Below are 12,494 nucleotides of genomic sequence, written 5' to 3'. Positions count from 1 at the left end.
ATCCCCGGCCCTTCCCGGCCGGGGTCCCGCGCACGCGGAAGGCGCCGCTACAGCTCGCGCACCTGGCGGGCGATGTCCCGCAGCGCGTGCGTCGCGCGGATCTGCAGGCCCGGGCCGAACGTGATGCGGCCCGCGCCCAGCTCGCCCAGGCGGCGCGGCCCCGGCGCGTCCGGCAGCACCACCATGTTGACCGGCACCGGCACGGCGGCGGCGATCTCCGGAAGGTGCTCGGGCGGCGCGGCGAACGGGTACACCCCGTCCGCGCCCGCCGCCACATACGCCCGGGCCCGCGCGATGGCGGCGTCCCGCTCCGGCACGCCGCGCAGATACGTGTCCACGCGGGCGTTGATGAACACCGCGTCGCCCGCCTCCGCGCGCACCTCGGCCAGCCAATCGGCATGCCGGGCCGGGTCCTTGAGGACTCCGTCGGCGGAGTCCTCAAGGTTGCAGCCGACCGCGCCGGTCTCCAGGAGGCGGCCCACCAGCTCCTTGGGGGCCAGCCCGTAGCCGCCCTCGACGTCCGCCGAGACGGGAATCGAGACGGACCGTACGATCCGGGCCACCGCGGCGAACATCTCGTCCGCCGGGGTCGAGCCGTCCTCGTACCCGAGCGACGCCGAGACCCCCGCACTCGGCGTCGCCAGGGCCGGGAAGCCGGCCTCCTCGAAGACCCGGGCGCTGGCCGCGTCCCAGGGTCCCGGCAGGATCAGCGGGTCGCCGGCGGCGCGCCCCTGGTGCAGGGCGCGAAAGGTGGCGGCGGGGTTCAGCTGTGCCATTCCGTCTCTCCGGGTGCCGTGCGGCGGGTCACCATCAGCCGGTTCCAGCTGTTGATGACCGCGATCGCCGCGATGAGGTGGGCGAGTTGGGCTTCGGTGAAGTGCTCCGCGGCGCGTCCGTACACCTCGTCGGGCACGAAGCCGTCGGTCAGTACGGTGACGGCCTCGGTGAGGGCGAGGGCCGCGCGCTCGCGCCCGGTGAACGCGTCGCCGGCCTCCTCCCACGCGGCGACGAGATCGAGTCGTTCCTGGGACTCGCCGCCCTTGCGGGCGGCGGTCAGATGCATGTCCAGGCAGAACGCGCAGTGGTTGAGCTGGGACGCCCGGACCATCACCAGTTCGGCGAGGGCCGGGTCGCCCAGGCCCCGCTTGGCGGCCGCGCCGAGCCCGGCAAGGCTCAGGTAGACCTGCTCGGGGACCTGGAACTCCCTTGCCCCGGTGCTCACTTGTACATCCCGGGGGTGTAGTGGCCGGGCACGCCGCGGGTGGTCACGCCGAAGCGGTTCCAGGCGTTGATGACGGTGATGGCCGCGATGAGGTGGGCCAGCTCGGCCTCCTCGAAGTGCTCGGCGGCCTTCTCGTACACCTCGTCCGGCACGAAACCCTCGGTCAGGACCGTGATCGCCTCGGTCAGTTCAAGGGCCGCGAGCTCCTTCTCGGTGTAGAAGTGCTGGGACTCCTCCCAGGCGTTGAGCTGGATGATCCGCTCGACCGTCTCGCCCGCCGCGAGCGCGTCCTTGGTGTGCATGTCCAGGCACAGCGCGCAGTGGTTGAGCTGCGAGGCGCGGATCTTGACCAGCTCGGCGATCGTCGGGTCCAGGCCCTGCTCGGCGGCCGCGTTCAGCTTGATCATGGCCTTGTAGACCTCGGGCGCGGCCTTGGCCCACTGCAGGCGGGGGGTGTGCTCGGGCGCGTAGTTCTTGTTCTCGTTCGTGGTCATGGAACGAAGGTACGTCTCGTGTGGCACACGGGTATGGTCCATTTCCATGGTGAAATCCTGGGCCACTTCTCCGGAAACACTCGGTGTCGATCTGCATGTCGACCTGGGCGGCGCGGGCCTGCGGTCGGGCCTGATGGACGCCCTGCGCGAGGCCGTGCGCAGCGGGCGCCTCACGCCCGGCACCCGGCTGCCCTCCTCGCGCTCGCTCGCCGCCGACCTGGGGATCGCCCGCAACACGGTCGCAGACGCCTACGCCGAACTGGTCGCCGAGGGCTGGCTCACCGCGCGCCAGGGCTCCGGCACCAGGGTGGCCCAGCGCGCCGTGGCCCGCCAGGACCGCGGTCACACCCACCGGCTGCCGGCCCGCCGCAAGCCCACCTACAGCCTGATGGCGGGCTCGCCCGACCTCGCGTCCTTCCCGCGCGCCGAGTGGCTCAAGGCGTCCCGCCGGGCGCTCACCGACGCCCCGCACGAGGCCTTCGGCTTCGGCGATCCGCGCGGCCGCATCGAGCTGCGCACGGTCCTCGCGGACTACCTGGCCCGCTCCCGCGGGGTGTACGCCTCGCCGGAGCGCATCGTCGTCTGCTCCGGGTTCGTGCACGGCCTGGCGCTGATGGGCAGGGTGCTGCGGGCGCGCCGGGTGCGGGAGGTGGCGGTCGAGACGTACGGGCTCGACTTCCACTGGCAGCTGCTCACCGACGCGGGGCTGCGCACCCCTGCGCTGGCCCTGGACGAACTAGGCACCCGTGCACAGGAGTTGGGGACGCATCGGGGGGTGGGCGCGGTGCTCATGACGCCCGCGCACCAGTTCCCGATCGGGCTTCCGCTGCTGCCCGACCGGCGCGCGGCAGCGGTCGACTGGGCGCGGGCGGCCGGCGGCCTGATCCTGGAGGACGACTACGACGGCGAGTTCCGCTACGACCGCCAACCCGTCGGCGCTCTGCAAGGACTCGACCCCGAGCACGTGGTCTACTTCGGCACCGCGAGCAAGTCCCTCGCGCCGGGGCTGCGGCTCGGCTGGATGGTGCTGCCGGAATCCCTCGTGGCGGAGGTGGCGCAAGCGAAGGGGCACGGCGACGCGTGCGGCGCCCTCGACCAGCTGACGCTGGCGGAGTTCATCCGCTCCGGCGCGTACGACCGCCACGTACGCCGCATGCGGCTGCGCTACCGGCGGCGCAGGGACGAACTGGTGACGGCCCTGGCCGAACGGGTTCCGCACATCGGGGTGACCGGGCTCGCCGCGGGCCTCCATGTCGTCCTCAGCCTGCCTCCCGGCCTCGACGAGCGCACGGTGGTCCAGGCGGCCAACTGGCGCGGCCTCGCCATCCAGGGACTCGGGGCGTTCCGCCACCCCGACGCGACGTCCGCGAAGTGGGGCGGCCTGGTGGTGGGGTACGGCACGCCGTCCGACTCGGCGTGGGCGGGCACGCTGGAGGTCCTGCTCGACGTGCTGTCGGCGGTGGCGGGGTGAGGGCCCCGCGCGGCGTTGCGGCTGCGTGGTTACCGGCAGCATCAACGATGCGCTGATTCGCGCTATTTGTCGCCCAGCGTCCGGGCGAGGAAGGTCCTGCGCGCCGAGCTCCGGTCCAGGGGATGCCCCACCAGGGCGTGCAGCGTGCCGAGTTCCACGCCGCTGCTCAGCAGTTCCGTGCTTCGCGTGGCGGCCGCCTCGTACAGGATTCTGACGACCATCGCGCAGGCGGGGCACGTCGTGGGGTCGATGTCGCCGGGGCGGCGCTCGCCGAAGTCCGTGAACTGCAGCTCGGCGAGGTCCAGCGCCATGACCTGGGCGCTGCGCGACCCGTGCCCGAGCCGGTGCGCCCGGATGACCCCGCCGGCCCGGCGCACGCCGTCGGCGTCGCCCGTTCCGTGAGCCCGCCCCCGGGCGGAGCTCGCCTCCCGGCAGACGGGGCACCCGGGTTCGGGGAGGACCTCACGCGTCATGGCGTCCAGCCGTGCCTGGAGTCCGGCCAGCGCTGCGCCCAGGGAGTCCGGGGGCGACGGGGCGTACGGCCCGCGCGGCACCCGGTCGGGGTCGAGCCCCCGGAACCCGCCCGCGGTTGCGGGCGCGGCCGTCCCCGCCCGGTGGGCCATCGGCGAATTCGGCTGCTGGACAGCCCGGTTCACGTCCACTGCGTCGCTCCCGCGATCGGCGATCTCTCCTGTCACTACGCAACCGCACGATCACGCACGGCGGTACCGTGTAATGACGGTCGGAGCATGAAAGCCATGAACGCCAGCCAGCATGCGGGGAGTTGAGGGCATGACCAACCGGACGCGAACCCCCAACGAGGGCTTGAGTCGCCTCCTGGAGCAGGCGAAATGGTCTCGCTCCCAGTTCGCGCTCATCGTCAACCGCATGGGCGCCGAAGCCGGGATGGATCTGCACTACGACCAGTCGGCCGTGTCCCACTGGGTCCGTGGCACGGTGCCCAACCCACCCGTCAGGCGTCTGATCCTCGAAGCCTTCTCCCGGAAGCTGCACCGGACCGTGACCCACTCGGAGGCGGGGCTGCCTCCCGCTGTGTCGGACCAGGCCCCGTCCGGGATCGACACGGTGGAAGAGATCGTCGATCTGGGAAGGGCCGACATGGACCCCTCGCGCCGTGGACTGATGGCTGCGGGCCTGTTCTCCGCCGCCTTGGCCGTGCCTCTGTTCTCCGGGACCGCGCGAGCCGCCGACGTTCCCTCCGCAGCTCCCGGCAAGACGGCCCGGATCGGTGCCGGTCAGGTCGAGTCCGTCCGCGTCATGACTGACAGGATCGCGGACATCCTCGACGATCTCGGCGGCGCGCACGCGCGACCGATGGCAGCCGCGTTCCTGGTCAACACGGTGGTTCCGTGGCTCCGGGCCGAGGCCACGGACGCCGTGCGGAAGGACATGTGGTCGGCCGCGTCGGACCTCGTCTACCTGACCGGGTGGATGGCGATGTACGAGCGCGACCACGGCACCGCGCAGACGTACTACCTCAAAGCGCTGAAACTGGCCGACAGGGCCGGAGACCATGTGACGTACTGCCGGACGCTACGCGGCATGAGTCTGCAAGCCTCCAACCTCGGGTACGGGCCCCTTGCCCTCGAACTGGCGGACTCGGCGGCTGAAGCCGCCCCCGGGGCAGGCCCCCGGTTGCAGGCGTTCCTTTCCGGCCAACAGGCACATGCGGCCTCCATGGTGGGCGACCATCGACGGGCGCGGAGTCTGCTGTCCGCAACGGAATCCGCTCTGATGAGGGCCGACAACCGGCGCGAGTCCATCGGCGGGTACGACCAGTCCGCGTACGCCTTCCATACCTCGCACGTGTTGTACGAGGGGAAAGACCTGCCGGGTTCGATCAAGGCACTCCAGCACGCGCTGCGAGTGCAGCCCGCGAACGAGCGTCAGGGGCGGGTCCACTTCAATGCCGTCCTCGCGCAGCGTCAGCTGGAGCATGGGCATCTGGATGCGGCTTGTGAATCGTGGGGGCGCTTCCTGGACGACTACGAATTCGTCTCCTCCGCCCGGGGGGACGAGCATTTCGACACCATGCGGCTTCGCCTGAAACCGCACAGGAACGCCCGGGCGGTGCGGCGACTGGCAACGCGAGTGCACGCGGTTGCGGCGCTGAAGGCGTAGGTGCGGGCCGGCGCTGCCAGGCGCGCCGAACCGGGTGCGGCCCTGGCATCCATTCCAGGCGCCGGGCGCCACGGCTGAAGCGACCCCGAACAGCAACCCGGCACCTGGCCTCAGCCGCGCCGACCCGCACCCCGCAGTGGAGCCGGGTCCGGCTCCGGGGCCTCGCCGAAGCGGGCCAGGGCCAGCGCGCCGGCCACCGCTACCGCGAAGCCGGTCACCGTCAGCCAGCCGAGGCCGTCCCGCGTGCGGTCGCCCAGCCAGGCCACGCCGACCAGCGCGGGGCCGATGGTCTCGCCGATGACCATGCCGGCCGTCGCCGTGGTGACCGAGCCGCGCGACAGGGCGGAGGTGAGCAGCAGGAACGCGGCGCCGCCGCCGAGCAGTAGCGCGTACAGCGCGGGGTTCGTCAGGTCGAAGGGGTCGTCGATGAGCCGGACCGCGACCTCCACCACGCCGAAGCCGCAGCCCGCGCCCAGCCCGAGGACCAGGGCCCGCGACCGGTCCGGCAGCCGCCCGCCGACCACGCCCGCGGCGAGCACCGCGGCGGCCACCCCGAGCAGCCACCAGGGCAGGGAGGACGGACCGGGGTCGCTGCCCTCGGCGCCCGACGACAGGCCGAGCAGGGCGAGGCCCGCGCACACGACGCCGACCGCCGCCCACTCTGTACCGGAGAGCCGGACCTTCAGGAGGCGGGACGCGACCACCGCCGTCACCGCGAGCGAGGCGGCGAGCGCCGCGCCGACCGCGTAGATCGGCACCGAGCGCAAGGCCACGATCTGGAAGACGAAGCCGAGGCCGTCGAGCGCGAGACCCACGACGTAGCGCCACTGGCGCACGGCCCGCAGGAGCAGCGCCGCGTCGACACCGGACCCGGCACCGGCCCCCGAGCCGGGCTCGGCGGCACGCGTCGCGGCGGCCTGGAGGACGGTGGCCGTGCCGAAGCAGACGGCCGAGGCGAGCGCGCAGATCATCCCGAGGAACACACAGGGACTGTAGTCCCAGGCCGGGCGGTCGGCCGAAAGCCCGGGAGTGGGTCGCCGCCGGACGGGAACTAGGGTGTGGCGAAAACGCGTCCCAGAGCGAAGCCAGTAAGTGAACGGGGGAGGTCGCACGATGCGCAGGTTCAGGTCCACGACCGTGGTGCTCGGCGGGATGGGAGTGCTCGCCGCCACGCTCACCGCATGCAGCGACGCGCCGGACAAGCGGTGCGTCAACCCGGTGACGTACAAGGAACTGCCGAAGTACGAGTGCAAGAGCGGCGGCAGCGGCACGTACTACTACGGCGGCACCAGCCGGGGCGGCAAGGTGTCCGGCGGCTCCTTCGACAAGTCCGGCGTCTCGCGCGGCGGCTTCGGCCACGGCGGGTCGAGCGGCGGCTGAGGGACCGGACCGAGGACGCAGGGCGAACACATGGAACGCCATCACATACAGCCGCGCCCCGACTGGCAGCGGACCGTCGAGGAACAGGGTGTGATCTACCCCCTGACGCGGTATCCCGACGACTCGCTGCGCCCCTACTGGGACGAGAGCGCCTACTACTCCTTCACGCCGTCCGAGGTCGAGGCGCTTGAGGGGACCGTCGAGGAACTGCACGGAATGTGCCTGGCGGCGGCGGCCCACATCGTCGAGAAGGGCCGCTTCGCGGACCTCGGCATCCTGGACGGCCGGCTCGCCGACCTGATCGCCGAGTCCTGGCGACGACGGGCCGAACTCCCGTCCCTGTACGGCAGGTTCGACCTGCGGTACGACGGCGACGGGCCCGCGAAGATGCTGGAGTGCAACGCCGACACCCCGACCTCGCTCGTCGAGGCGGCGAGCGCGCAGTGGTTCTGGATGGAGGACCGCTTCCCGGGCGCCGACCAGTGGAACTCGCTGCACGAACGCCTCGTCGAGGCCTGGCGGCGCCAGGCGCGGCTGCTGCCGCCCGGCCCCGTGCACTTCGCGCACTCCGACGGGGACGAGCTCGGCGAGGACCTCATGACCGTCGCCTATCTGCGCGAGACGGCCGAACAGGCAGGGCTGGACACGGAGGCGCTCTCGGTCGAGACCATCGGCTGGGACAGCATCACCGGCCGGTTCGTGGACGATCGCCTCCGGTTCATCCGGGCCTGCTTCAAGCTGTACCCGTGGGAGTGGCTGGCCTCCGACGCGTTCGGGCCGCAGGTCCTCGACACCCTCGACAACGGCGGCGGCACGGGCACGACCTGCTGGATCGAGCCGGCCTGGAAGATGCTGCTCTCCAACAAGGCGCTGCTCGCGGTGCTGTGGGAGCTCTACCCCGGCCACCCCAATCTGCTCCCCGCCTACCTGGACGGGCCGCGCGACCTCGCGTCCGGGCGGGGTTACGTGGCGAAGCCCCTGCTCGGCCGGGAGGGCGCGGGCGTCACCCTGCACCCGCCGGGTTCCGCCCCGGCCCCGCGGCCCGAAGAGCCGTGCTGCTACCAGGAGTTGGCCCCGCTGCCCGACTTCGACGGCAACCGGGTGGTGCTGGGGGCGTGGGTCGTGGAGGACGAGGCGGCCGGGCTCGGGATACGGGAGTCGGCGGGCCTGGTGACGGACGAGTACGCCAGGTTCGTCCCGCATGTGATCCGCTGACCCGGGTCGGCGGCCCGCACGTCGGCGACACGATGTGCGCGCACGGTGAAACGGGGCGGCGCCACCTGCGCCGCGCCGCTACCATGTGCAGCCTGGCGACGCCCTCGAACACCCCTTCCGTTGGGCCCAGTTGAGGTCAGGCGTCCGCCCACCGTCCCGGGGGAGCAGGACATGACTCAGGCCCAGGTGCCGCAGCAGGCGCAGCCGGCGCAGACGCCGGCCGGCGGACTGCCGCCGGTGCATCCGTCGCTCAGCGAGGCGACCCGTCTGATGGCCGCGGGCACCTATCTCGACGACGAGTACCGCGACGCCGTCATCGACGAGCTCTACGTCCACGAGGAGCGGGTCGTCGCGCCCTCGCTCGGCTTCGACGCGGCCCGGGTCCTCGCCCACGCGCTGCGCGCCCGGAATCTGCAGATCGCCTGGTCGGTCGGCATCATCGTGCTCTGGGCGCTCGCCGTGGTCGTCACGGACTACGCCCTCCTGATCCTCGTGGGCCCCTGCCTCCAGCTCGGCCTGGCCCGCCTCGTGCGCGGCGGCGCCAAGGCCGCGCCCTGGTACCGCACGGTGCCCGCCTTCTTCCTGCGCTGGTGGGCGCGGCTGGTGCTCGTCGTGTTCGCGGCCGTGCTGCTGGTGTCCCTGTTCGGCGGCTACGACACCTCGTCGCACAACTACTCGTCCGGATACGGGAGTTACGAGGAGTCGGGCAGCGGGGGGTACGACGTCTTCGGTGACGCCGCGGCGAGCGGGAACTCCGTGCCGCCCGTCGTCGCGGGCCCCGCCCTGGTGTTCGGCGGCGGCACCTTCGGCCTGGCGGACCGGGGCCTCAGCCCCGGCCTCGGCTGGGGGATCGTCGGCTGCTTCGCCGTGATCGCCCTCTGCGTCGGCCTCCAGCGCCTCCAGTTCGCCCGGACCATGGCGGGCGAGCTGTCCCCGCAGGGCTTCCAGGACTTCGCCGCCGACCCCGCGCAGCGCGCCGACAACGGCAGGCTGCAGCGTCTCGCCGCCATGATCCGCGCCGAGCAGCACGCCCCGCTCGCCGTCTACCGCTCCGACGCGCCCTTCCGCGGCGCGGGCGACCCCTTCGAGCCCTGGTCGGTCTCCATCCAGCTGCGCCCGCGCAAGTCCCTGGGCGACCGGAGCCCGGCCCGGGTCAGCAACGCCGAGGTCCTGGCCATCGTCGAACCCCTGGTCACCCGGCTTCGCGTGCCCGCCCCGACCGTGCCCGCCGAGGCGCAGGCCGTGCGCGACCGGCTGCGCCAGCTCGAAGTGTCCGAGTACGTCTTCCTGCCGGTCGACGGGCTGCCCTCGCGCACCTACGCGCCTTACCGCGACGGCGAGTTCGAGCAGCACCGGGCCGCCGCCCTTGAGGAGGGCGGCGAGGCGCGCCGGCACTTCCTGCGGATCAGGGTGGGCGGCTGGGAGGAACACCTCGTCACCACGGTGTTCGTGCGCGTCCACACCCAGGGCGGCATGCTGGTCCTGGAGATCGCCCCGCACGTCCTGCCGCCGCTGCGGGAGGACTTCCTGCGTGCGGACCACACGGCCCGCAGCTTCGCCTGCCTCACCCCGGTGGGCAAGGCGGCGTGGGCGCTGAAGCGGACGCCGAGGTCCCTGATCGAGGCCCTGGCCGTGGTGGTCCGCGCGGTCGCCTCCCTGTGGCGCCGGCTGACCGGCGGGCACGCCCGGGCGCTTCCCGACGGCCCGGCGCGCTCGGTGCGCGAACTGGCGGCGGCGCCCGGCACCTCCCTGTTCCAGGCGATGGACTACCGGCGCTATGTGAAGTCCATCGAGGACCGGGTGACCAGCGGGGTGCGCAACGCGCTGTACGAAGCGGGCTACGACACCGGGCAGTTCGAGCAGAAGATCGTCAATGTCGCCCAGGGCGGCGTCATGATCGAGAACGCCCGCGGGGCGATCAGCGTCGGCGATCACAACACCGTCAAGAACGAGGGGTGAGATGACCATGCCGGGTGACGACAGCACACAGCGGGGCGGCGCGCAGCGCTCCGTGCACATCAGCGGAGTGACCGGATCCGTCTCGGTCGGCGACCACAACAAGGTGTCCAGCGTCTACCGCGCGGGCGCCACCGACGAGGCCCACCTCCAACTCCTGGACGCCATCACGGAGTTCAGGGCCGGGCTCGCGCAGCTCGTACGCAACGACCAGACCCGCGCCCTGGACGCCGAACTCGCCGACACCGAGGACGAGATCCGCACCGAGGGGCAGGCGAGTCCCGGGCGGCTCGCCCGCCTCGGCGAGCTGCTCACCGGCGCCACCGCCCTGACCGGCCTGCTCGCCTCCGGCGAGACGCTGGTGCAGCGGGTCCGCGAACTGATCGGGATGTGAGGCCGCGGTGAGCGGGGGCACGGGCGAGGTCCGCTGGAACGCGGCGACCCAGAAGTGGGAGACGGTGGCGGAGGCCTCGCAGGCGCCTCCACCCCCGGTGCCGGCCGTGCCTCCGCCACCCCCGGCGATGCCGCCCCTGCCGCCGGGCCCGTACCCGCCGCCGGGCCCGTACCCCTCGACGGGCGAGCACCCGGAACCCCCGCCGTTCCCTCAGCCGCCCCGGACTCGGCGGGTGCCGGTCGCCGTCGTGGTCGTGCTGGTCGTCGTCGCCGTGGCCGGCGCGGCCGGAGGCTGGTTCCTGACCCGTGGCGGCTCCAGCCACCCGAAGGCCGCCGCCTCGCCCTCCGCCCCGCCCGCCGGCACCCCGCAGCGCACCGGCGACGGCGGCCCGGCGGCGTCGCCCTCGGCATCCGCCTCCGCGTCGCCGAGCGCCACCGTGCCCGCCGGGTTCCAGCTCGTCCAGGACCCCAGGGGGTTCAGGCTGTACGTGCCGAAGGGCTGGACGCGTCAGGACCAGGGCGCCAAGGGCGTCTTCTACAACTCCTCGGACGGCGCCCGGCTGATCCAGGTGTACCCGGTCTCCGAGGCCGGCCTGAGCCCGTACGACGCGCTCAAGCAGACCTCGGGCGAGCTGGCGAAGAACCCCGGGTACCAGGAGATCAGCCTGGCGAACGACGCCGCCGTGCCCGGTGGCACGCAGGCCGCGCGGCTCGTCTACGCCTACGACAACCAACAGCTCGGCCACCGGCGCCAGGTCGTGGACTACGCCTTCCTGACGCCCGGCGGCGAGCACTACGCCGTCCTGTCCGCGGCCCCCGCGAACGCGTGGCCCGAGCAGGAGGGGACCCTGAAGACCGCGCTCAGTGTCTTCTGCTCGGGCACCAACTGCCCCTCAGCCCCGGCGGGTTGACGGCACCTGCTGTTCCGCCAGGACCGCGCGCAGCTGGTCGAGGCCCCAGTCCAGGTCCTCCTTGCTGATCACCAGGGGCGGGGCGATGCGGATCGTCGAGCCGTGGGTGTCCTTGACCAGGACGCCCCGCTCCATCAGGCGCTCCGAGATCTGCCGTCCCGTGCCGTGCACCGGGTTGATGTCCACCCCCGCCCACAGGCCGCGCCCGCGGACCGCCTCGACCGCGCCCGTGCCGGTGAGCAGGCCGAGCTCGCGGTGCAGGTGGTCGCCGAGCTCGGCGGCGCGCTGCTGGTACTCGCCGGTGCGCAGCATCGCGATGACCTCCAGGGCGACCGCGCAGGCCAGCGGGTTGCCGCCGAACGTCGAGCCGTGCTCCCCGGGCTTGAACACGCCGAGCACCTCCGAGGAGGCGGCCACCGCCGACACCGGGACCACGCCGCCGCCCAGCGCCTTGCCCAGGATGTAGACGTCCGGCACCACGCCCTCGTGCTCGCACGCGAAGGTCTTCCCGGTGCGGCCGAGCCCGGACTGGATCTCGTCCGCCATGAACAGGACGTTCCGCTCGCGGGTCAACTCCCTTACGCCCGCGAGGTATCCGGCGGGCGGGACCAGCACGCCGGCCTCGCCCTGGATGGGTTCGAGCAGCACCGCCACGGTGTTGTCGGTGACCGCGGCCCGCATCGCGGTGAGGTCGCCGTACGGCACGATCTCGAACCCCGGCGTGTAGGGGCCGTAGTCCGCGCGGGCCTCCGGGTCGGTGGAGAAGCTGACGATCGTGGTCGTACGGCCGTGGAAGTTGTCCCGGGCCACCACGATCTTCGCCGTGTTGTCCGGCACGCCCTTGACCCGGTAGCCCCACTTGCGGGCGGTCTTCACGGCGGTCTCCACCGCCTCGGCCCCGGTGTTCATCGGGAGCACCATGTCCGTGCCGCACAACTCGGCGAGCTCCGTACAGAATTGGGCGAAGCGGTCGTGGTGGAACGCCCTCGACGTCAGGGTCACCCGCTCCAGCTGGGCCTTCGCCGCCTCGATGAGCCGGCGGTTGCCGTGGCCGAAGTTGAGCGCCGAGTAGCCGGCCAGCATGTCGAGGTAGCGCCGGCCCTCGACGTCGGTCATCCAGGCGCCCTCGGCGGAGGCGACGACGACGGGCAGCGGATGGTAGTTGTGCGCACTGTGTGCCTCGGCGGAACGGATGGCGTCTTCGGTCGCGGCGTGTGTCGACACGGGTTCTCCGATCGTCATGGGGCATGGGGCGTTGGTGGTGCCCTTTTCTATCGTCGCTCGGATGCTGGACGAAGAAACCTTGCCGT

Annotated in this window: 13 protein-coding genes; 7 read left to right on the top strand and 6 right to left on the bottom strand. The window is 72.6% G+C overall.

Features of this window, described 5'->3' with window-relative positions:
• Positions 1 to 47 precede the first annotated feature (47 nt).
• From IE267_RS02305 to IE267_RS02295, 3 genes are read right to left on the bottom strand one after another with little or no spacing between them, the layout of a single operon-like run.
• Entirely contained in the window at positions 48 to 776 is a 729-nt protein-coding gene (locus IE267_RS02305; RefSeq protein ID WP_189762000.1) for an isocitrate lyase/PEP mutase family protein, read from the bottom strand.
• A complete protein-coding gene (locus tag IE267_RS02300; RefSeq protein WP_229860577.1) occupies positions 764 to 1,222 on the bottom strand; it encodes a carboxymuconolactone decarboxylase family protein in 459 nt (152 codons plus the stop codon). The genes IE267_RS02305 and IE267_RS02300 overlap by 13 nt, the downstream gene beginning before the upstream one ends.
• Positions 1,219 to 1,716, bottom strand: a complete 498-nt coding sequence (locus IE267_RS02295; RefSeq protein ID WP_167157521.1) for a carboxymuconolactone decarboxylase family protein — start codon at positions 1,714 to 1,716, stop codon at positions 1,219 to 1,221. The genes IE267_RS02300 and IE267_RS02295 overlap by 4 nt, the downstream gene beginning before the upstream one ends.
• A gap of 46 nt (positions 1,717 to 1,762) precedes the next feature.
• Here IE267_RS02295 and pdxR point away from each other — a divergent pair, with 46 nt between their 5' ends.
• Positions 1,763 to 3,187 carry a MocR-like pyridoxine biosynthesis transcription factor PdxR gene (gene pdxR / locus IE267_RS02290; protein ID WP_189761999.1) on the top strand — a complete coding sequence of 475 codons (1,425 nt, stop codon included), beginning with the start codon at positions 1,763 to 1,765 and terminating at the stop codon, positions 3,185 to 3,187.
• 62 nt (positions 3,188 to 3,249) lie between these two features.
• Here pdxR and IE267_RS02285 read toward each other — a convergent pair whose 3' ends face one another.
• Entirely contained in the window at positions 3,250 to 3,849 is a 600-nt protein-coding gene (locus tag IE267_RS02285) for a hypothetical protein (protein WP_189761998.1), read from the bottom strand.
• A 130-nt stretch (positions 3,850 to 3,979) separates the two neighbouring features.
• Between IE267_RS02285 and IE267_RS02280 the strand changes: the two genes are divergently transcribed.
• Positions 3,980 to 5,329, top strand: coding sequence for an NsdA family TPR-like regulatory protein (locus IE267_RS02280; protein WP_189761997.1), 1,350 nt, complete (start codon positions 3,980 to 3,982; stop codon positions 5,327 to 5,329).
• Positions 5,330 to 5,439: 110 nt separating this feature from the next.
• On the opposite strand, the gene IE267_RS02275 is transcribed toward IE267_RS02280, so the two are convergent.
• Positions 5,440 to 6,300, bottom strand: coding sequence for a DMT family transporter (locus IE267_RS02275; protein ID WP_167159575.1), 861 nt, complete (start codon positions 6,298 to 6,300; stop codon positions 5,440 to 5,442).
• 142 nt (positions 6,301 to 6,442) lie between these two features.
• Here IE267_RS02275 and IE267_RS02270 point away from each other — a divergent pair, with 142 nt between their 5' ends.
• The 5 genes from IE267_RS02270 to IE267_RS02250 all read left to right on the top strand — a co-directional run bounded on the left by IE267_RS02270 (position 6,443) and on the right by IE267_RS02250 (position 11,184).
• A complete protein-coding gene (locus IE267_RS02270; protein WP_161246477.1) occupies positions 6,443 to 6,709 on the top strand; it encodes a hypothetical protein in 267 nt (88 codons plus the stop codon).
• A 30-nt stretch (positions 6,710 to 6,739) separates the two neighbouring features.
• Positions 6,740 to 7,924 (top strand): glutathionylspermidine synthase family protein, encoded by a 1,185-nt coding sequence (locus IE267_RS02265; protein ID WP_189761996.1) that lies wholly within the window; start codon positions 6,740 to 6,742, stop codon positions 7,922 to 7,924.
• A 171-nt stretch (positions 7,925 to 8,095) separates the two neighbouring features.
• Positions 8,096 to 9,883 (top strand): AbeC-like domain-containing protein, encoded by a 1,788-nt coding sequence (locus IE267_RS02260; protein WP_189761995.1) that lies wholly within the window; start codon positions 8,096 to 8,098, stop codon positions 9,881 to 9,883.
• Position 9,884: 1 nt separating this feature from the next.
• On the top strand, positions 9,885 to 10,274 hold the full coding sequence (locus IE267_RS02255) for a hypothetical protein (RefSeq protein WP_229860575.1): 390 nt from the start codon (positions 9,885 to 9,887) through the stop codon (positions 10,272 to 10,274).
• 7 nt (positions 10,275 to 10,281) lie between these two features.
• On the top strand, positions 10,282 to 11,184 hold the full coding sequence (locus IE267_RS02250) for a serine/threonine kinase C-terminal domain-containing protein (RefSeq protein WP_189761994.1): 903 nt from the start codon (positions 10,282 to 10,284) through the stop codon (positions 11,182 to 11,184).
• Here the strand turns inward: IE267_RS02250 and rocD are convergent.
• Positions 11,167 to 12,426, bottom strand: a complete 1,260-nt coding sequence (rocD, locus tag IE267_RS02245) for an ornithine--oxo-acid transaminase (RefSeq protein WP_189761993.1) — start codon at positions 12,424 to 12,426, stop codon at positions 11,167 to 11,169. The genes IE267_RS02250 and rocD overlap by 18 nt on opposite strands.
• Between the last annotated feature and the right edge of the window lie 68 nt (positions 12,427 to 12,494).

It is taken from the genome of Streptomyces xanthochromogenes (assembly GCF_014650455.1).
In the GTDB taxonomy this organism is placed as follows: Bacteria; Actinomycetota; Actinomycetes; order Streptomycetales; family Streptomycetaceae; genus Streptomyces; species Streptomyces xanthochromogenes.
The sequence above is the reverse complement of the archived record's forward strand: the minus strand, read 5'-3'. Positions and strand labels throughout refer to the sequence as shown.